The sequence below is a fragment of the Parvibaculum sp. genome, assembly GCF_039680535.1.
In the GTDB taxonomy this organism is placed as follows: Bacteria; Pseudomonadota; Alphaproteobacteria; order Parvibaculales; family Parvibaculaceae; genus Parvibaculum.
The window spans coordinates 1-19,499 of the sequence record NZ_JBDKSS010000021.1 but is presented as its reverse complement, the minus strand read 5'-3'; the positions used below and the strand labels follow the sequence as shown (position 1 = coordinate 19,499).

Genomic DNA, 19,499 nt, shown 5'->3' with positions numbered 1-19,499 from the left:
TGTCTAGGAAGGCGCCCTATGCCCCCCCGGCCGGGATTGCCCCCTACAACGCAAAAGCGGCGCCGGGGGGTATCCGGCGCCGCACCTTGCGAGCAAGGCTAGAGAAACTTTGACACGCCCTTCAGGCGCTGGCCTCGACGTCGCCATCGTCCTCGGGCGAGCCTTCCATGATCTGCTCGGCGATAAGGCCGGCATTCTGGCGGATGGCCTGCTCGATCTGGGCAGCCATGTCGGGATTGTCCCGAAGGAACTGCTTGGCGTTCTCGCGGCCCTGCCCGATGCGCTGGCTGTTATAGGAGAACCAGGAACCCGACTTCTCGACGATGCCGGCCTTGACGCCGAGATCGACCAGTTCGCCCGTCTTGGAGATGCCTTCGCCATACATGATGTCGAATTCGATTTGCTTGAAGGGCGGCGCGACCTTGTTCTTGACCACTTTCACGCGGGTCTGGTTGCCGACCACCTCTTCGCCGTTCTTGATCGCGCCAATGCGGCGAATGTCGAGACGGACGGAGGCGTAGAATTTCAGCGCATTGCCGCCGGTCGTGGTTTCGGGGCTACCGAACATCACGCCGATCTTCATGCGGATCTGGTTGATGAAGATCACCATTGTGTTCGACTTGGAGATCGAAGCGGTGAGCTTCCGCAGCGCCTGGCTCATCAGGCGCGCCTGAAGGCCCGGCAGGCTGTCGCCCATCTCGCCTTCGAGTTCGGCCTTGGGGGTCAGCGCGGCGACCGAGTCGACCACCAGCACATCGACCGCGCCGGAGCGGACCAGCGTGTCGCAGATTTCGAGCGCCTGCTCGCCCGTGTCGGGCTGGGAGATCAGAAGGTCGTCCAGCGCCACGCCGAGCTTGCGGGCATAGACGGGGTCGAGCGCATGTTCAGCGTCGATGAAGGCGCAGACGCCGCCCTTCTTCTGGGCTTCAGCGATGGTCTGGAGAGCGAGCGTCGTCTTGCCGGAGGATTCGGGACCGTAAACTTCAATCACACGGCCACGCGGAAGACCGCCGATACCGAGCGCAATGTCGAGGCCGAGAGAACCCGTCGAAATCGCCTCGATCTCGACCACCTGCTCGTTCTTGCCGAGCCGCATGATGGAGCCCTTGCCGAACGAACGCTCGATCTGGCTGAGGGCGGCTTCGAGGGCTTTCTGCTTGTCCATATCGGTCTTATCGCCCTTATCAACGAGCTGAATCGCAGGTTTCGACATTCCGGTTCCCCTTATTTCATGCTGGCCACAGCGAAGCAATCCGAAGTCAATGTACCGGTTTTGTTCCCATCCGCAAGAAGAAAGTTAATTCATTGATATAAAAAGACTTTCTCGCCCATGTTCGAATGATGTTCCGACGCCTTCAACCCGTTGCAACCGCCGGATGCAGAATCGCCTTCAGGCCTTGCCCATGACGTCCTTCACGGCAGCTGCGAGCTGCTTCAGCGAGAAGGGTTTGGGCAGGAAATGGAACTGCTGCTCGGGGTCGAGGCTTCTCTCGAAGGCATCCTCGGCATAGCCCGAAACGAAGATGATCTTCGCCGCCGGAATCCGGTTCCGAAGCTCCTTGACCATGGTCGGCCCGTCCATGTTGGGCATGACGACGTCCGACACCACGAGGTCGATCTTGCCCTCGAAATCCTGAACGAGAGCGATGGCAGCCTCGCCGCAATCGGCCTGAAGCACCTCGTAGCCGCGCGTCTCGAGCGCACGGGCCGCGAAGGTTCGCACCGCGTTCTCGTCCTCGACGAGGAGGATGGTGCCCTTGCCGGTGAGGTCCGTCGGCTCGGCGGCAACGGCGGCGGCCTGAGCCTCCGCCTCGGCCTTTGCCTCGGCCGGCGTCTCGAAATAGCGCGGCAGATAGATGCGGAAGGTCGTGCCCTTGCCCACCGTCGAATAGGCGAAGATGAAGCCGCCCGTCTGCTTCACGATGCCATAGACGGTCGAAAGGCCGAGGCCCGTGCCCTTGCTGGGGTCCTTGGTGGTGTAGAAGGGCTCGAAGATCTTGCCGAGATTTTCCTTCGGGATGCCGGTGCCCGTATCCGCAACCTCGATCAAGAGATATTCGCCGGGCGGCATCATCGCGTGGTCGAGCGCGCGTGAATCCTCTTCCGACACATTGGCGGTGCGGATGGTCAGCCTGCCACCGTCGGGCATGGCGTCACGCGCATTGACCGCCAGATTCATGATGACCTGCTCAAGCTGGTTCTGGTCCACCTTGACGAGCCCGAGGTCGCGGCCATGCACGATCTTGAGTTCGACCTTCTCGGTGAGAAGGCGCGACAACAGGTTCTGAAGTTCGGCCAGCGCGTCGGTGAGCGAAAGAACCTTGGGCCGCAAGGTCTGGCGGCGCGAGAAGGCGAGCAATTGCCGCGTGAGGTTCGCGGCGCGGTTGGCATTCTGCTTGATCTGCATGACATCGGCGAATGACGGGTCGCCCGCCTGATGGCGCGCCAGCAGCAGATCGCAGAAGCCGATGATGGCGGTCAGAAGATTGTTGAAGTCATGCGCCACGCCGCCCGCCAGCTGGCCAATGGCCTGCATCTTCTGCGACTGGGCAAATTGAAGCTCGAGCGATTTCTGTTCGGTCGCGTCGATCAGGTAGACGACGGTGGAGCTTCCGCCCTCGCCCGCATCCACGCGGCTCGCATAAAGCTGGCCGACGCGCTCGGGACGATCGACGAGACGTACCTCGATCGGCGGGCCGGGCCGCCGGCCACTGCGCAGGGCGGCGAGGCTTTCGAGAACCGCCGGGCGATCCTCCTCGGCCAGAAGATCGGTGAGCGCCACCCCGCGGGTCACGTTGCCGCCCATATAGGAGAGAAAGGCGCTGTTGGCGTTGTCGATGCGGCCTTCGGCATCGACGGTCGCAATGCTGATCGGCGCATTGTTGAAGAAGCGCGCGAAGCGCAATTCGGCATCGCGGGCGTGCCCCTCCGCCTCGCCGGAGGTTGCGCGGTCGAGCACCAGCGCGCAGCTGATGAATTCGCCTTCCCGGCCCGCCTTGGGTACCAGCGAACGCAGGATGCGCACCGGCACGGGCTGCCCTTCCGCCCCCTTGAGGTCGGCATCCACGACGGGCGCCCCCTCGATGTCGGAAACCAGGGCGAGGCCGGCGACATCGCCGAGCAGAATGTCGGAGAGCTTGAGCTTCCGTCCGGACACGTGATCCGCGGGCATGCCGAGCCAATCGGCAAGCCTGCTGTTCACGAAGAGAATCTCACCGGTCAGCTCGGCCGTGTAGAAGCCGATTGGCGTGGCCGAAAGGAAGGCTGAAGCGCGCTGCCACTGGTGCTCGGCCTGGTCGAGGCGTCCGCGCTCGACGGTCAGGTCGCGCAGCAGCCACACGGCCCCGCCCTGCGGACCGCTGAGCGGCCGCACGACGACCTTATAGGTGCTCTCAGAAAGGCCGGGACGCAGCGCGAAGCGGATTTCCTCCTCGGCGGGGAAGCCCGTGCGGGCGGCCTGGGCCAACCTGTAAAGCGTCTCCGCGTGACCCTCCCGGCCGACGAGCAACCGTTCCAGCGGCGCTGGACGTTCCGCGTTCACGGAGCCGATGAGACTGCGATAGGCCTCATTCGCAAAGAGAATGGCGCCGCGCCGATCCGTCGCGTAGCAGGGATCGGGAAGCGCATTGAGCGCGTCGCCCGCCGCAGCAGGGGCCCGGCTCATATCCTGCGAAATGGTGGAGCTGAAACCGAAAAGGATGATGCCCGCAGCGCCGATCGTGCCGATCATGGTCAGCGCGCCAGGAAGGGCGAATGCATGAAAGCCGATGACATCGAGCAGGATCGCGAGACCCGCGAGGCCAACGCCCGCCAGCGTGAATATCTGCCGGGCCGAAAGCCGCGCCCGCGGCTCGCGTTCGAGCGCGTTGCGTTCCAGCTCAGCCAGATCAGCTGATGTTTCGGTCATCGGCATGCCCCCAAAGCCGCCTTGCGCGCAGATTCCAGATACGGCGCACCTCGCCCCGCCTCATGAGTTCTGCCCCGAATTCATGAAGGTTGATTGGCAAGAGCGGCCGAATCACCTGGCGCGTCTCCGTCCGCCGATCTTAGCCTTAAGACGCATGACATATCCAATGACCTCGGCAACCGCCTTGTAATGGTCGGGCTGGATTTCCTGATCGATCTCGACTGAGGCATGGAGCGCGCGAGCGAGCGGCGGGTTCTCGACCACCGCAACGCCGTTTTCCTCGGCTATGGCGCGGATTTTCAAGGCGATGGCGTCGAGGCCCTTGGCGACGCAAACCGGCGCGCCCATGCCCTTCTCGTATTTCAGCGCCACGGCATAATGGGTCGGGTTCATGATGACGACCGTCGCCTTGGGCACATTGGCCATCATGCGCTTGCGGCTGCGTTCGGCCCGGATCTGGCGCAGCTTCGCCTTGACCGTCGGATCGCCTTCCGACTGCTTGTGCTCGTCCTTGATTTCCTGAAACGACATGCGCTGCTTCTTCATCCACTGCATGCGCTCGAAGAGGTAGTCGACGCCGGCGACGATCGCCATGACGGCGATGACGCCCCCGAACATCTTGAGTGCGAGCGCACGAACGAGCGGCAGCAGCAGCGAAACATCCCAGGTCATCATCAGGGCCAGATGTCCGCGCTCCGGCCATGCGATTTCGAAGACGACCATGCCGACGACGACAAACTTGATGATGCTCTTGACGAGATTGACGAGGCTCTTCTTGCCGAAGAGCCGCTCCAGCCCCTTCATGGGCGAGAGCTTGGAAAACGAAGGCTTGAGATTTTCGGCTGTGAAGACCGGCGCATGCTGCACGAGGTTGCCGGCAAGAGCCGAGACGATGAGCACGCCGAGCGGCATGGCCATCGCGCCGAAAACGGTCGCACCGAGCCCGAGGATCATGACCCGCAAATGATCGCGGTCCATCGGAATCTGGTCCGGCGCGGCGAGGAATATCTTGAGGGCATGCATGATGGTGCCCGCCGAGGAGCTGCCCATCAGGCCGATGCACATGGCCGCACCCAGCATCACGAACCAGGCGCTGATTTCCTGGCTCTTTGCGACGTCGCCGCGCTTTGCGGCCTCTTCTAGTTTTCGGTGTGTCGGTTCTTCTGTTTTTTCGGAATCGTTTTCTTCGGACATGACGCTCCGCTCGCCTCCGTCAACGCACGAACAGGGTCATCGACTGCTCGAACCCTTGCAGGAACCAGCTCATCATGGCCCCGAGGATCAGAAAGAGCAGCGCGAAGCCGAAGCCGATATTCGCCGGCACGGTAATGAAGAAAATCTGTATCTGCGGCATCAGGCGCGAAAGAATGCCGATGCCGACATAGAAAACGAGGCCGAAGACGACCAGCGGCGCCGAAAGCTGTACGCCGAGCCTGAACGCACCCGAAACCGCCTTCACCATCATCTGTGAGAAGTCGCCCACCGGCAGCGCCTGCCCCGGCTTGAACAGCTCGTAGCTGTCGCGCATCGCGGCGATCAGCAGATGATCGAGATTGGTCGCGAAGATCAGCGTGACGGCGAGCATCGAGAAAAAGGTGGAGACGATGACGCCCTGCGTTCCCTGTGTGGGATCGACCGTCTGGGCGAAGGAGAGTCCCATCTGCATGGCGATGATGTTGCCCGCGACCTGAAGCGCGCTCATGACGACCCGCGCCGACAGACCGACGAAGATGCCGATCGCCACTTCGAAGAAGACCGCCATTGCAAGTCCCGGCACGGTCTGGGGGATGGCGCCGAACGAGCCCGAAACGAGCGGCATCATGACGCCCGTGAGGAGCAGCGCGAAAATGAGCCGGACGCGCGGAGGGATCGACGCCTCGCCGAGCGCCGGCATCAGCATGATCATGGTGCCGAGGCGCGAAAAGACGAGCATGAACACGAAGCCCGTCTGCGGCAGAAAATCGATGTCGACCATGACGCGCCCCCGCTCTCGCCCTGGTTCAGCCGGCGACGATCTTCTGGGCGATCAGGTTCATGTAGCCCGAAAGCGCCTGTCCCATGAAGGGCAGCGCGAGCAGCATGACCAGGAAGATCGCAACGATCTTCGGCACGAAGACCAGCGTCATTTCCTGCACCTGCGTCAGCGCCTGCAAGAGCGCGATGGCGATACCGACGACAAGCGCGACGATCATCATCGGCGCCGAGATCTCGAGCAGCACATAGATGCTCTGCCTTGCGAGATCGAGCACTTCCGGTCCTGTCATTCCCCTACCCACTTCCTTAAATCGATCAGCTTGAATTGTGTTGGCCGCGCAGACGCCCGAAGCTTCAGATCGGCATCTTCATGATGTCCTGATAGGCCGCGATCACCTTGTCGCGCACGGCGACGACGGTTTGCAGCGTCGTCTCGGCTTCGGCGACCGCCGTCACGACATCGACAAGACTTCCGTCCTTGGACCCGGCCGTCGCCGCCATCTGGCGTTCGCTCGTCTTGCCCGTGTCGACGGTTTCGTTGATCGCCTTCTCGAGGAAATCGCCGAAACTGCCGCCCATCGCCTCCTTCGCAGCGCCCGCCTGCGGGGCCGCCGCGCCACCACCCATGCCAGCGGCGCGGGCATAGGCATTCAGGGCTACTGTCGCTGGAATGGCCATGATGCGTTACCGCTTCAGAATGTCGATGGTTTGCGAAATCATCCGGCGCGACGCCTGGATGAGATTGAGGTTCGCCTCGTAAGAGCGCTGCGCCTCTTTCATGTCCATGGCTTCAACGAGACCGTTGACGTTGGGCATCTTCACATAGCCGTTGGCGTCGGCTGCGGGATGGCCCGGCATGTACTTCATCTGGAAGTCGCTATTGTCGAGGACAGGGCGCCCCAGCTGCACGGTCTCGGTGCCAAGAGAGCGATCAAGGCTGTCCTGAAAGGTCGGAATCTTGCGGCGATAGGGATCGCCGCCGGGCTTCGTCGCGGTCGAGTCCGCATTCGCGATGTTCTCGGCGATGATGCGCATGCGGCCGCTCTGGGCTTTCAGGCCCGAAGCGGCAACCATCATCGATTTCAGAAGGTCCATGGCGGTCATTCTGGCATTCCTTACGAGTTGCCGCTGATCGCGAGCTTGATGAGGCCGAGGCTCTTCGAATAGAGGCTCGTCACCGTGTCGTAATCCATCTGGGTCTGGGCGACTTTCACCATCTCGTCTTCGAGCGTGACCGAGTTGCCGCTCGGCGTGGTTTCAAAGTCGGCCTTCTTGATGAGTTCGCCGCCGCGCGCCTGACCGAGGCTCAGCCCCTCGCCCGCGCTCGGAACTGGCGACCCTATATGTGCGGCGCTGGTGGCAACCGGCGTGAGCTTCGTGCCGCTCGCATCCACCATCGCGCCGAAATCGAGCTCCTTGAGATCCCTCGCCATGTAGCCGGGCGTATTCGCATTGGCGACGTTCTGCGCCAGCACCTGCTGCCGCTCGGTCAGCCAGTGCAGACGCTGCTTCATCATCGAGAGGATCGGAATATCGCCTATGGACATGGTCGCGCACCCAATGGAGGCCATCTGCACGCTCCCATTCTGGGTGCTTCAGACAGGTCTCACGTCAGCTCGCAGGCCACGCATTCCTTGGCGGCAAGGGCAGTCTTCGCCGCCCAAGGTTAAAATCGTCCTAACGCGGCAAAAATGACCTAGCGATCTCAGAAATCGTTAACCGTCGGAATGGCGGATTTTTGCGGGCCTTAACCCGTCATTAAGCATGACCCGGCAAATTGTGCCCAAGGGAAGCGGCCCGCAACGGGACGCCCCGGCTGATGGGCACACCGATGGACCTGACCGAAATCTTCCGCTTCGTTGCCGCGCTCGCATTCATCATCGGGCTCATCGGCGTCTGCGCCTATGCCGCCAGGCGCTTCGGCTTCGCGACCGGCAGCTTTGGCGGCGGCGCGGTGAAGCGTCTCTCGGTCAGCGAGATAAAGGTGCTCGACGCCAAGCACCGCCTGATCCTCGTCCGCCGAGACGGCAAGGAGCATCTGATCCTGATGGGTGGCGAACACAACCTTCTCATCGAAACGGGAATCGATGCGCCGGCCATGCCGGAACCCTCCTCCGCGGCGATGCCCGATGGGGTAGGCCCCACCCCCGGCTTTCAGTTCCAGCGTATCGTCGACTTCATCAGGGAGCGCCGCGCGTGAACCGCTTTTCCAGTTTCGTCCTCCGCCATGCGCCGCTTGTGGCCGGCGTTCTGGGCGCCTTCATCGCCTTCGCCATGTCCGACGCCGCGATGGCGGAGTCGATCAAGGTCGATCTTGCCGACAATCTCGGCCTGACGGATCACGTCGTACAGCTCGTTGCTCTCATCACTGTGCTGAGCCTCGCGCCGTCGATCTTCATCATGGTGACGTCCTTCGTGCGCATCGTGGTGGTGCTGTCGCTCCTGCGCACGGCGATGGGCCTTCAGCAATCGCCGCCGAATTCGGTGATCATCAGCCTCGCACTCTTTCTCACCGCCTTCGTCATGACGCCGACCTTCACGACGGCCTATCACGACGGCATCGAGCCCCTGATGGCAAAGAAGATCGAGCTGGCGGAGGCCTTCACAAAGACGAGCCTGCCCTTCAAGGGTTTCATGCTGACCCAGGTGCGCAAGCAGGATCTGAAGCTCTTTGTCGATCTTTCGAAGACCCCGGAACCCGAAGAAGCGAAGGACCTTCCTCTTCAGGTCGTCGTTCCGGCCTTCATGCTCAGCGAGTTGCGGCGTTCGTTTGAAATCGGCTTCCTCATCTTCCTACCCTTCATCGTCATCGACATGGTGGTCGCATCGGTCCTCATGTCGATGGGCATGATGATGCTGCCGCCGGTGACGATCTCGCTACCGTTCAAGCTGATCTTCTTCGTGCTGGTCGACGGATGGGCGCTGATCGCGGGAAGCCTGGTCCAGAGCTTCGGAAGCTGAACGCTATTCGTTCGCGGCGACGGCGGTGCCGTCAAGCGCCGACACCCTGTCGTTCTTCTTCAGCGAATTGACGAAGCGCTCCATCGTGTTGACAGAGGCGATGCGGCTGGCGAGTTCGCGGAAGGCCACACCGTTCTTCTCGATGGCATCCGTCACAACGGCGAAGGCGCTCGCATCGGAGGTCGCCGCCATGCGGCTTCCGAATTGCGTCCTCAACCGCGAAAGCCCTTCTTCGTTCCCGGCCATCGCATAGGCAATCGCGCTGCGCATGACATCGAAGCGTTGGTCGTCGGTGAGCGGTCTCGCTCCATCCGCCCCGGCCAGCACGGCCTCTGCGGCAGCCCCCGCCTCGTCCCAGCGCTGCGCCTCCCAGAGAATGTCGGCGCGCAGAACCTCGGCGATCCGTCCCGGAATCTCCGACAGAAGATCAAGCGCCAGATCATATTTCTTGAGCGAGCCGAGCGAGCGCGCCTCGATCAGGCGGCGTTGCTCGTCGAGATCTTCGGGCAGTCCGTTCTGCGTCGTGTCGCGAACGATTTCGAGCGCTTCCTGCGGCTTGCGGTCGAGGAGATAGAGGCCTGCGAGGCGCGCCGCCACCTGCGCCTTGGCGACACCGCCATGAAGACGCTGCTCGATCTGGTAGCGCAGCAGCGTCTCGGCCTGCGGCAGCAGATCGAGCGAGGCGAGATGCTCGGCCAGATGACGCAGAAGATCGTCGCCCCGTCTGCCGATCGGCGTCAGGTCCTGGAAGTCGTAATAGAGGCTCAGGGCCTGAATGGGCGGCAGCTTCGATGCCCCATCATTGATGAAATAGTCGGCAAAGATATCAGGCATCTGCGCGCCCATGGCCCGCGCATCGTCGCTGTTCGGGAAGTTCACCGTCGCGATGCGCATCGTCTTCAATGCCGCCACGACGTCGCCCGTGGCGAGCTGGCGCTCCGAAAGCGCTGTCAGAATACGCAACTCGAGATCGTCCCCGCGCCACATCATGCGAAGCCTTTCGAGTTCCGCGACAAGTCGCTTGTCGTCGAGCTTTCCAGCGCGATTGAACATCAAGGCCTTTTCCAGGCGCGCCTGTACAACGAAAGGCTGCACGCCCTGCGCAATCGCATCGTCGTAAAGCGCCGCCGCCTTTTCGGTCTGGTGGAGAGCCGCGGCGATCTGCGCCTTGACCAGCAGAACTTCCGCATCCGACGCGTGATCGCCGCTTCGGTCGGGCAGCAGCCTCATATAACCACCCGCCGCCTGCAGATCGCCCATGGCGACAGCCGCCCGCGCTGCCTCGAGCTTCACGTGCGCCGCGAGTTTCGGCTCAAGCCTGGCGATAGCCGACGAAGCGAGATCAAAATCCCGCTGGGCCGCCGCCATCTGCCCAAGTTCCACACGGGCCAGACCGCGCCAGATCGCAGCACCCGGGTCCATCGCCAGCGTACTGGCAGACAAGTCCGCGACCGCCTCGGCATATCGATGAGCGAAGACCTTTGCGACACCTTTCAGCGCAGCGAAGCCCGCATCCGAGCTGAGCCCGCCATCGGATTGCTCGGCCTGCCGAAGCTGGGCCAGCGCCTCTGGCCCCAGCTGATTGGCAACGAGAAACCGGGCATAATCCACGCGCGCCGCCGCTACATCCTCGGCGGCGGCCATCGCAATCTTCGCTTCGTGGTCCTTCCGCTCGTCGTTGTAGTCCCTCGTGCCGCGCCAGGCCGCGAAATCAGTAAAGCCCGCGTAGGACGGCGACGCATCATGCGGCAGCGCCGAATTGTCGGCGGAGAGCGTCAGGCCACCTTGTCGTGTTACGATCACCGAGTCCGGCGCGGCAGTCACATTGAGATCGTCAGCTATCCGCACGATGGCAAGGCCCTGCGCGGTTTGCAGCACCTGAAATTCGACAAAGCTGCGCGGCGTCTGCAGCGATTGCACCGGCGCGCGGGCTGTGGCGACCTCCAGCTTGTCGCCGACGACCGGATCGTTGATCTGGACGATGCGTCGCGCATCCTTCAGATCGAAACCGACGACACCCTCGCCCGTATCGCGCCAACGGCGCTCGACATTGATCGAACGACCGGCGCCGGCGGGCGCTTCGCCGAGTGAAAGCCGCCACTCCGTTCCATTTTCAGCCGCGCTGACCATCATGTGGCTCTGGCGCAAGGGAAACGCGAGCGCGATACCGTTTTCGATCTCTATCGGGCGAGGCCTGCCGATGAATTTCGGAGCATTTCGCAGGAACGCGGTCATATCGACCGGCACGGTTCGGTCGAAGACGACCCAAAGCGTGTCGGCGCGAACGAAAACGGCCGCGCCTGTCGGCACGGTCCAGGGAAATACTATTTCGGTGCGCCCGCCTATCGTGTTTGTGCTCACCTTGAGCGGCGCCACCTGCTCTGCTGTATCGGGCACGGCGGCTATGGCGGCAGCGCCCGCGACGGGCTTGCCGGCCTCTGCCGCTTGCGGCTTCTCGCTCACCGGCGGCGCAATCCGTTTCGGGGCATGCGCCGGCGGGGGCGGCGTGGCGTCCGCAGATTTTTCGGTCTTCGGCTGCTCGCGCGGTTCTTCCGCGACGGAGGCCGGCGCGCCGATCTCCGCCCTCGGCTTCAAGTCCATCACGACGCCAAGATCTTCGCGAAAATCGGTGACACCGACGCCCGGCTTCAGCTTGAGAAAGACGGAGAGCCTGCCATCTCGCTCCAGCGCGCTGATCGTTTCGAGATAGGGCGGCGGGTCGACACGGATCGGTGCGAGCGCAACCTTGGCCAGGCGATCGAAGGTGATCGTCGCTGCGCCTTCCTGCTGAACGACTGAATAGAGGACAGGCTGGTTCCAGTCGAAGACGAGCCGCGTCATGCCATCGTGGCGAGCCACACGCACGCGCAAGGCCGGAAGGGGCGCGCCCGGATCGACGATGCCCATATCCTTGACGAGCTTCGCGTCTTCGGCGGCCTTCTTCTTCGCAGCCGATACCGCTGCCAGCCGCGCCAGCACATCGGGCGGCAGCCCCGGCGCCTTGCCCGCCCAGGCACGCGGCAGAAGATCGAGATAGATGCTGTTCTCGGCCTGCTGGACGTTGAGCCAATAGTCGAACTTCAGCGCGAGGCGCAGCGTCCTGCCATCGCCATCCTGCCGCGCCATGGCCACGTAGTTGGGCATCTGGCGCATGAATTCCGACAGGTCGGTCGTGAATGCTTCGTCGAATTTGACGACCAGAACACCCGAGGTCACCGCTTCCACATGACCGGGCACGCCGCCCGGCCAGGTGAGAACGATGCGTCCATAGCCGTCCGCTTCGATAAAATTGCCTGAGACGTTGGCCACCGCATTGGCCGGAGCGGCACCAACAAGCGCCCACGCGAGCAGCAGCAGCGCCGAAATACTCCACGCCGCGATTCGTCGTCTCAGATGCTGCCCACCGGCCTCGATCAATTCTCTGTCCGCCAGTTCATTCGCAGGCCACATCGGAAACGTGCAGCCAGCCTTCTGAGGCGGAAGAATAGATATGCGGAGTTAAGTGACGCTTAAATCGATGAAGTTCTTGTCGATTTACGGCAAATCAAACGCGCTTGCCCGACGGTGCGTCGGCGGCCGCTGCCGGTGCGCCGGGAAGTGCGGCCTGGGGCGCGGGCGTCTGGGCGGGCCTCTGGGCAGGCGCCTCTGCCGACGGCTTGATATCCTTGACGGCCGGTGCCGCATCGGTGCCATCAGGCAACTTGTCGCCGGTCGCGAGTTCGACGGTCAGCTCCTGCGCGGTCACCGGGTCCATGGTGGCAAGCACGGCGGCAAGCTTGCGCGGCTCCATGCGCTTCGTCACATCGAGCAGAACGCCCATGTCGAGCCGCTCGAAAATCCGCGCAGCGTCCTTGGGCTTCATCGTTTCGTACATCTTCACGACGCCAGCGAGCCGCGCCTCGTTCGCCTTGTCATTATCGGCGATGCGGCTCTTGATGCTGGCCTCGATCTGCTTCAACTCGCCAATCCGCTCTTCCACCCGCTTTTCGGCTGCGGCGAGAAGCTGCTCGCGCATTTCGACGTCTTTGGCGCGCTTGTCCAGTTCCTCGCGGCGCTGGGAGAGGCTGCCCAGAACGGCAACCTCCGCGGGGCTCATGGCCGGCTCCGAAGGTACCGGCGGCGGCGCGGGAACGACAGCCTGCTTCTGTCCCTTCTCCGCGGCATCCGATGGCTTGTCCGTTGCGGCGTGCTCGGCAGCGCGCGCAGGCGATATGGCGATCACGCTTTCGAGTCCGCCGACAAGGTGAACGACCTTGAGCCCGAGCAACAACCCGGCGCAGAGCATGACGGTCGGCAGGAGACGAAGGCGGTTGAACATCGGAAAACCTCAGCGAGCCCGCTTAAGCAGATCGAGCAGCGGATGCTGGGCCTGCGATTGCTGCGACGGAGTGCCCTTGCCTGCGTCGCGTACGGGCGTGGCGCTGGCCTGACGCGGACCGGCGGCCGGCTTCAGATTGGGCACGATTCCGGCCGGTGCGCGGCGCGCCTCGATGCTGCCGAGACGGTTGGCAATGTCGTTGCCCGCTTCGAGCATGAAGGCGAGTTCGTCGGCAAGGCTCCTGCCCCGCGAAACCTGCTCGCTCAATTTCTGGCCCGTGGCGTTCGACGCATCGCGCAGACGGGCAATAGCTTCCGACGCCTGCCCGGTCGCCAGAGAAAGCTCGTGGATCAGATCGCGAAGTCCGTCCTGCCCCGAGCGCATGGCGCGAAGCCGACGGTCGATCGTGGCGCAATAGCCAATGGTCGCGACGAGAAGCATCGCCACGATGCCCTCAAGCAAAAGGTCGAAAGGCAATCCGGTTTCGAGGAAATTCATCGGCGCGCTCCAGTCACATTCGGCCCACCAGCCTGGCTCGCCGCCATCGCGGCCTCCATCGCCTCGGTCCGGTTGGTCTTCTTGATGCCATGCTCGATACGCACGGCAACATTGCTGCTCATGCGCCCGATGCGGCCCGATGCGAGCGGCACACCGCCACAACGCATCTCGACCAGCGCGTCAGGCCCGTTGTTGAGCATCAGCGTCTGTCCGACCTTGAAGTTCATGACGTCGCGAAGCGTGAGCTTCTGCTCGTCGAGCACCGCTTCGAGCGGAACCTTGGTCGACCAGAGTTCGGTCGCGAGATGGCTTTCCCAGATCGAGTCACGACCGAACTTTTCGCCCATGAACATCTGAAGCAACAGCTCACGGATCGGTTCCAGCGTCGCATAGGGCAGCAGCATTTCAATGCGGCCGCCACGATCTTCCATGTCGATGCGGAGCTTCACCAGAATGGCGGCATTCGCAGGCCGCGCGATGGCGGCGAAGCGCGGGTTGGTCTCCATCCGGTCGAGTTCGAGATTGACCGGAGAGAGCGGTTCGAAGGCGGCTTTCGCGTCCTGCAGCACGACTTCGATCATGCGCTGGACGAGATTGAGCTCGATGGTCGTATAGGGCCGCCCTTCGATGCGCATCGCCGCAGTGCCGCGACGTCCGCCAAGAAGCACATCGACGATCGAATAGATGAGGTTCGAGTCGACGGTGAACATGCCGTAATTGTCCCACTCCTTCGCGCGGAAAACGGCGAGGATCGCGGGCAAGGGAATGGAGTTCAGATAATCGCCAAAGCGGATCGACGAAATATTGTCGAGGCTCACTTCGACGTTGTCGGAGGTGAAGTTGCGCAGGCTCGTCGTCATCAGACGCACCAGCCGGTCGAACACGATTTCGAGCATCGGGAGGCGCTCGTAGGAGACGAGCGCCGAATTGATGATTGCCCTTATGCCGGACTTGTCGGCGCCATCTTCATTCTCGATCTCGAAGCCGAGCAGACTGTCGATCTCGTCCTGATTGAGAACGCGCTCCGGTGCAGCGCGAAACTCGGGCTGCGGCGTGTCGTCGTCCTCCATGGCGGCCATGGCGGCGGCCATTTCGTCCTGATCGATATCGTCGATGTCAGCCATGAATTACACTTCTTCCCGTACGGGCAACCGCCCTACTGAACGATGACTTCCTTGAAGAGAATGTCGCTGACGATCGGAGGCTGGATCGCGAGCGTGATGCGGCGCAGAAGCTCTTCCTTGACCCGCGCCATGCCCGCAGATCCTTCGAGATCGTCGGGACGGAGTTCACGCAGGAAGGTCTGGAAGCCATCGAGGACACGCGGCAGTTCCGCATCGAGGCGCTTCACGGACTCCTTGTCCGTCACCTGCAGCGACACCTTCATCTTCAGGAAGTGCTGCGGCGCAGGCCCGCTCAGATTCACGAGGAAATCCGGCAGGTCGTAAAAGACGGGTTCGGCAGCGACGGGCTTTGCGTTCTCCCCGCCGCCCAGAAGGCCCGAGAAATAGACGCCCGCGCCAGCACCGCCAAGCAGAATGAGCGGAGCGATAATGTAGAGGACGAGAACCTTGCCGCTCAGCTTGCGCTTCGCGGGAACGGCGACTTCCGCTTCATCGGCTGAAGCATCGTCGCTGATCGCTGCTGCCATAACTACCCCACCCTTGCCCACCGGCGACGCGACCGGTTCAGATCAAAGTGCGCCGGGACGCATTCCGCCCATGCCCTGCACACATCTGAATATTTGCTGATTTTAGTTAATGAAGCGTTGCGGGGGGCTGCGCGCCTCCCGGCAAGATCTGCCCGGTAAAGCCTGCCATGAGGCGCCGCCGCGCGCCGCGCCGAAACAAACAACCTATTGAAATCTCTGGAATATCGTTCTGGCACAGGCCCTGCACATGGTGTGGCGAGCTTCACCAACGGCATGACTTCGGAACCGCCATGGACAACGCAATACTCATCGGACTTTCGCGGCAGAGCGCAATGATGCGCCAGATGTCCGTGATCGCGAACAACATCGCGAACATGAACACCAGCGGCTACAAGTCCCAGAGCATGCTCTTCGACGAATACGTCATGCCGGTCGCCAGCGAGGCAAGCCCCGACAAGAGCCTCTCCTTCGTTCAGGATCTTGGCCAGTTTCGCAATGTCGCCGACGGCGCCATCCAGACGACGGGCAACCCGCTCGACGTCGCCATAACCGGCGAGGGCTTCTTCAAGGTCCAGACCGCGCAGGGTGTACGCTACACGCGCGACGGTCACTTCCAGCTCGATGGCTCCGGCCAGCTCGTGACCCAGGAAGGCAATCCGGTTCTTTCGGATTCCGGTTCGCCCATCACCTTCGGCGCCGATGAAGGCGAGATCACCATTGCCCGCGACGGCACGATCACGACCTCGCGGCCCGGCACCGCCAATTCCGAGCAGGTCCGCGGCAAGCTCGGCATCACGACATTCGCCAATCTTCAGGACATGAAGAGCGAGGAGAACAACCTCCTCTCGACGACCCAGACCGAATCTCCCGTTCAGTCGGTGCGCGTCGTTCAGGGTTCGATCGAGGCGTCGAACGTGAAGCCGATCGTCGAGATGACAAACATGATGACCGTCCAGCGCTCTTACGAAAGCGCGCAGAAGCTCATCGAGGCCGCCGACGACATGCGTCGTCAGGCCATTTCACAAATCGCTGCCGCGGCCTGAGCCGCAACCGCCCCGTAACAAGGTCAAGGAACCCGATCCATGCAAGCGCTCAGCATCGCCGCCACAGGCATGATGGCCCAGCAGCTCAATGTCGAGGTCATCTCGAACAACATCGCCAACATGAGCACGACGGGTTTCAAGAAGCAGCGCGCCGAGTTTCAGGATCTGCTCTACCAGAACCTGCGCCGCGTCGGCACGAACTCCTCCGATACGGGCACTGTCGTGCCCTCGGGCGTGCAGATCGGCCTCGGCGTCAAGACGGGTTCGGTCTATCGCATCATGAACCAGGGCGACATGGACAACACGGGCAACAAGCTCGACGTGGCCATCCAGGGCCGCGGTTTCTTCCGTGTGCAGCTGCCGAGCGGCGAAGACGCCTACACCCGCGCCGGTAATTTCTCGCTCAGCGCGACGGGCCAGATCGTCACTTCGGACGGCTATACCGTGCAGCCCGGCATCACCGTTCCGAGCGACGCCACCGACATCACGATCAGCAAGGACGGCCAGGTGCAGGCCACCATGCCGGGTCAGACCACGGCGCAGGTGGTGGGCCAGCTCGAACTCGCGACCTTCCCGAACGACGCCGGCCTCGACCCGCAGGGCGACAATCTCTTCCTCGAGACCGCGGCAAGCGGTTCGCCTTCCGTTGCGACGCCCGGCTCGACCGGTGTCGGCACGTTGCTGCAGGGCTTCCTTGAAACCTCGAACGTCAACGCGGTCACGGAAATCTCGAGCCTCATCACCGCCCAGCGCGCCTATGAAATGAACTCCAAGGTCATCACTGCCGCCGACGAAATGATGTCGGTCACGTCGAACCTGAAGTGAGAATGACTGCGATGCTTTCCAGCCTCCGCCACTCCGTCCTGATGCTCGCCGCCGCCACCGCACTGACCGGCTTCGCCGCGGGTGCCGACGCCGCCACCTTGCGCTCGGACGTCACCGTGTCGGGCAATGCGGTGACGCTTGGCGATCTCTTCGACGATGCCGGCGACGCCGCAGGCGTCGTCGTCGCCGACGCACCTGCCCCCGGCCTCACGACCGACATTTCCGTCTCCCGCGTGTCACTTGCCGCCCGTCGCAACGGGCTGGCCTGGCGCAACACGACGGGTCTCACCCATGTGACCGTCGCCCGCTCGGGCGTCGCCGTTCCGGATGCAGAGGTTTCCTCCGCAGTCGCCTCCGCAATCATCGCCGCCACGTCCTCGCTCGCGCCGAGCGCAAAGCTGCAGGTCGATTTTGCCAATGGTGCCTCGGGCATCCAGGTCGGCATCGGGGCTCCCGCCACGGTGAAAGTCGAGCAGATCGCCACGAACCCGCGCACCGGAGCGTTCGACGCTCTCGTCCGCGCGCCCGCCAACGATCTCACCGCGCCCCTTCGCCGGATTTCCGGCCGCGCCTATCCGGTCGCCGATGTTCCGGTTCTCACCCGCGACGTCGCACCGGGCGACGTGGTGCGTTCGCAGGATATCGACTGGGTGCGCCTGCCCGCCATGCGCGTCAGCCAGAACATCGTCACCTCTCTGAACCAGCTGGTCGGCATGTCGCCACGACACGCGATCCGGCTCGGCGAACCGATCCGCACGACGGATGTGCAGGCGCCGCTGGTCGTGGCCAAGGGGATGCAGGTCGACATGACCTATTCCGTCGGCTCCCTGACGCTGCTGGCCCGGGGCCGCGCACTGCAGAGCGGCGCCGTGGGCGACACGGTCGACGTTCTCAATCCGCGCTCCAACCGCACCGTTCAGGGCGTCGTCGAAGGCCCGAACATGGTCCGCGTCGAAGCCCTTGGCGCGCCCCAGCTCACCGAACTGAAGTCCTGAACAGGCCCGAGTAGACAAAGAGGTCCGCAATGTTTTCCCGTCTGTTTTCCGCGCGCTCTGCCGGCCTTGCAGCAATCGCCACCCTCGCCATGACGCTTGGCGGCTGCGGTGCGATGGACCGCATCGACAATATCGGCGCAGCGCCGGCTCTTGCCCCCATCGAGAATCCGACGACGCAGCCGGGCTATCGCCCCGTCAGCATGCCGATGCCCGCGCCCGAGAGGGTGACATATGAGCCGAACTCGCTCTGGCGCACGGGCTCGCGCGCTTTCTTCCGCGACCAGCGCGCCGCCAAGGTCGGCGACATTCTCACCGTGCTGATCGATATTGCCGACAGTGCCAAGGTCGATAATTCGACGGAGCGTACACGTGCCAATTCCGAGAATGCCGGCCTCACCAATTTTCTCGGCTTCGAGGGCAAGCTGAAGAACGTGTTGCCGAGCGGCGTCGATCCGACAAGCCTCGTCGACGGATCGAGCGCAAGTTCGAGCAAGGGCGCCGGTACGGTGGACCGCAAGGAAAGCATCGAGCTGACAATCGCGGGCGTGGTGACGCAGGTTATGCCCAATGGCAACCTCGTCATCGAGGGTCGTCAGGAAGTGCGCGTCAATTACGAGGTGCGCGAACTTCTCATCAGCGGCATCGTCCGGCCGGAAGACATTTCCAACACCAACACGATCAAGCATACGCAGATCGCCGAGGCGCGCATCTCCTACGGTGGACGCGGCCAGCTCAGCGACGTCCAGCAACCCCGCTATGGACAGCAGCTCTACGACATCGTGATGCCGTTCTGACGATCGAATCCTGGAACGGGATAAAAACAAAACGCGGCTCCCAAGGGAGCCGCGTTTCTGTTTCAGACCACAAACAAAGCCAAAGCTTCAATCGTCGCGATAGACCTTCTCGCGCCGCTCGTGGCGTTCCTGCGCCTCGATGGAGAGCGTCGCGATGGGACGCGCATCGAGCCGCTTCAGGCTGATGGGTTCGCCCGTCTCCTCACAATAGCCGTAGGTACCCTCTTCGATCCGGCGCAGCGCGGCGTCGATCTTCGAGATCAGCTTGCGCTGACGATCGCGGGTTCTCAGTTCGAGCGAACGCTCCGTCTCTGTCGACGCGCGGTCGGCGAGATCCGGATGCTGTGCCGTCTCTTCTTGAAGATGCTGCAGCGTCTCGCGATTTTCGTGGAGGATGTCGTCCTTCCACTTTTCCAGCTTGCGCCGGAAATACTCGCGCTGCCGCTTGTTCATGAACGGCTCGTCCTCGGACGGTACATAGCCTTTAGGTAAGCGGACAACCATTCGCGGTGATCTCTCCTGACACACACGCA

Annotated in this window: 20 protein-coding genes; 6 read left to right on the top strand and 14 right to left on the bottom strand. The window is 62.8% G+C overall.

What is annotated here, in order from left to right; genetic code table 11:
• Nucleotides 1-121: 121 nt before the first annotated feature.
• From recA to ABFC66_RS13975, 8 genes are all read right to left on the bottom strand, one after another.
• Nucleotides 122-1,213 (bottom strand): recombinase RecA, encoded by a 1,092-nt coding sequence (gene recA, locus ABFC66_RS14010; protein WP_346741580.1) that lies wholly within the window; start codon nucleotides 1,211-1,213, stop codon nucleotides 122-124.
• Nucleotides 1,214-1,390: 177 nt separating this feature from the next.
• Nucleotides 1,391-3,907: an ATP-binding protein gene (locus ABFC66_RS14005; RefSeq protein ID WP_346741579.1), complete on the bottom strand. Its 2,517-nt coding sequence runs from the start codon at nucleotides 3,905-3,907 to the stop codon at nucleotides 1,391-1,393.
• A 111-nt stretch (nucleotides 3,908-4,018) separates the two neighbouring features.
• Entirely contained in the window at nucleotides 4,019-5,101 is a 1,083-nt protein-coding gene (flhB, locus tag ABFC66_RS14000) for a flagellar biosynthesis protein FlhB (protein WP_346741578.1), read from the bottom strand.
• Nucleotides 5,102-5,120: 19 nt separating this feature from the next.
• Entirely contained in the window at nucleotides 5,121-5,882 is a 762-nt protein-coding gene (gene fliR / locus ABFC66_RS13995; RefSeq protein ID WP_346741577.1) for a flagellar biosynthetic protein FliR, read from the bottom strand.
• Nucleotides 5,883-5,907: 25 nt separating this feature from the next.
• A complete protein-coding gene (fliQ, locus tag ABFC66_RS13990) occupies nucleotides 5,908-6,171 on the bottom strand; it encodes a flagellar biosynthesis protein FliQ (protein ID WP_152216971.1) in 264 nt (87 codons plus the stop codon).
• Between the two features lie 64 nt (nucleotides 6,172-6,235).
• On the bottom strand, nucleotides 6,236-6,559 hold the full coding sequence (gene fliE / locus ABFC66_RS13985; RefSeq protein ID WP_346741576.1) for a flagellar hook-basal body complex protein FliE: 324 nt from the start codon (nucleotides 6,557-6,559) through the stop codon (nucleotides 6,236-6,238).
• A gap of 6 nt (nucleotides 6,560-6,565) precedes the next feature.
• Nucleotides 6,566-6,976, bottom strand: coding sequence for a flagellar basal body rod protein FlgC (gene flgC / locus ABFC66_RS13980; protein WP_346741590.1), 411 nt, complete (start codon nucleotides 6,974-6,976; stop codon nucleotides 6,566-6,568).
• Between the two features lie 20 nt (nucleotides 6,977-6,996).
• A complete protein-coding gene (locus ABFC66_RS13975; protein ID WP_346741575.1) occupies nucleotides 6,997-7,452 on the bottom strand; it encodes a flagellar basal body protein in 456 nt (151 codons plus the stop codon).
• A gap of 248 nt (nucleotides 7,453-7,700) precedes the next feature.
• On the opposite strand from ABFC66_RS13975, the gene ABFC66_RS13970 reads away from it, so the two are divergent.
• Nucleotides 7,701-8,081 (top strand): flagellar biosynthetic protein FliO, encoded by a 381-nt coding sequence (locus ABFC66_RS13970; protein ID WP_346741574.1) that lies wholly within the window; start codon nucleotides 7,701-7,703, stop codon nucleotides 8,079-8,081.
• A 38-nt stretch (nucleotides 8,082-8,119) separates the two neighbouring features.
• Nucleotides 8,120-8,842 (top strand): flagellar type III secretion system pore protein FliP, encoded by a 723-nt coding sequence (gene fliP / locus ABFC66_RS13965; RefSeq protein WP_346741589.1) that lies wholly within the window; start codon nucleotides 8,120-8,122, stop codon nucleotides 8,840-8,842.
• Between the two features lie 3 nt (nucleotides 8,843-8,845).
• Here fliP and ABFC66_RS13960 read toward each other — a convergent pair whose 3' ends face one another.
• The 5 genes from ABFC66_RS13960 to ABFC66_RS13940 all read right to left on the bottom strand — a co-directional run bounded on the left by ABFC66_RS13960 (nucleotide 8,846) and on the right by ABFC66_RS13940 (nucleotide 15,309).
• Entirely contained in the window at nucleotides 8,846-12,259 is a 3,414-nt protein-coding gene (locus ABFC66_RS13960) for a hypothetical protein (RefSeq protein ID WP_346741573.1), read from the bottom strand.
• Between the two features lie 127 nt (nucleotides 12,260-12,386).
• On the bottom strand, nucleotides 12,387-13,160 hold the full coding sequence (locus tag ABFC66_RS13955) for a hypothetical protein (RefSeq protein WP_346741572.1): 774 nt from the start codon (nucleotides 13,158-13,160) through the stop codon (nucleotides 12,387-12,389).
• A 9-nt stretch (nucleotides 13,161-13,169) separates the two neighbouring features.
• Nucleotides 13,170-13,658 carry a DUF6468 domain-containing protein gene (locus ABFC66_RS13950; protein ID WP_346741571.1) on the bottom strand — a complete coding sequence of 163 codons (489 nt, stop codon included), beginning with the start codon at nucleotides 13,656-13,658 and terminating at the stop codon, nucleotides 13,170-13,172.
• On the bottom strand, nucleotides 13,655-14,782 hold the full coding sequence (fliM, locus tag ABFC66_RS13945) for a flagellar motor switch protein FliM (RefSeq protein ID WP_346741570.1): 1,128 nt from the start codon (nucleotides 14,780-14,782) through the stop codon (nucleotides 13,655-13,657). The genes ABFC66_RS13950 and fliM overlap by 4 nt, the downstream gene beginning before the upstream one ends.
• Before the next feature lie 32 nt (nucleotides 14,783-14,814).
• Complete coding sequence (locus ABFC66_RS13940; protein WP_346741569.1) at nucleotides 14,815-15,309, bottom strand: flagellar basal body-associated FliL family protein; 495 nt, start codon at nucleotides 15,307-15,309, stop codon at nucleotides 14,815-14,817.
• 290 nt (nucleotides 15,310-15,599) lie between these two features.
• On the opposite strand from ABFC66_RS13940, the gene flgF reads away from it, so the two are divergent.
• From flgF to flgH, 4 genes are read left to right on the top strand one after another with little or no spacing between them, the layout of a single operon-like run.
• Entirely contained in the window at nucleotides 15,600-16,352 is a 753-nt protein-coding gene (flgF, locus tag ABFC66_RS13935) for a flagellar basal-body rod protein FlgF (protein WP_346741568.1), read from the top strand.
• A 39-nt stretch (nucleotides 16,353-16,391) separates the two neighbouring features.
• Complete coding sequence (flgG, locus tag ABFC66_RS13930) at nucleotides 16,392-17,177, top strand: flagellar basal-body rod protein FlgG (RefSeq protein WP_346741567.1); 786 nt, start codon at nucleotides 16,392-16,394, stop codon at nucleotides 17,175-17,177.
• 11 nt (nucleotides 17,178-17,188) lie between these two features.
• On the top strand, nucleotides 17,189-18,172 hold the full coding sequence (gene flgA, locus ABFC66_RS13925; protein ID WP_346741566.1) for a flagellar basal body P-ring formation chaperone FlgA: 984 nt from the start codon (nucleotides 17,189-17,191) through the stop codon (nucleotides 18,170-18,172).
• A 29-nt stretch (nucleotides 18,173-18,201) separates the two neighbouring features.
• Entirely contained in the window at nucleotides 18,202-18,966 is a 765-nt protein-coding gene (gene flgH, locus ABFC66_RS13920; RefSeq protein WP_346741565.1) for a flagellar basal body L-ring protein FlgH, read from the top strand.
• 87 nt (nucleotides 18,967-19,053) lie between these two features.
• Here the strand turns inward: flgH and dksA are convergent, their stop codons facing one another.
• Nucleotides 19,054-19,470, bottom strand: coding sequence for an RNA polymerase-binding protein DksA (gene dksA, locus ABFC66_RS13915; protein ID WP_152216984.1), 417 nt, complete (start codon nucleotides 19,468-19,470; stop codon nucleotides 19,054-19,056).
• Nucleotides 19,471-19,499: the final 29 nt, after the last annotated feature.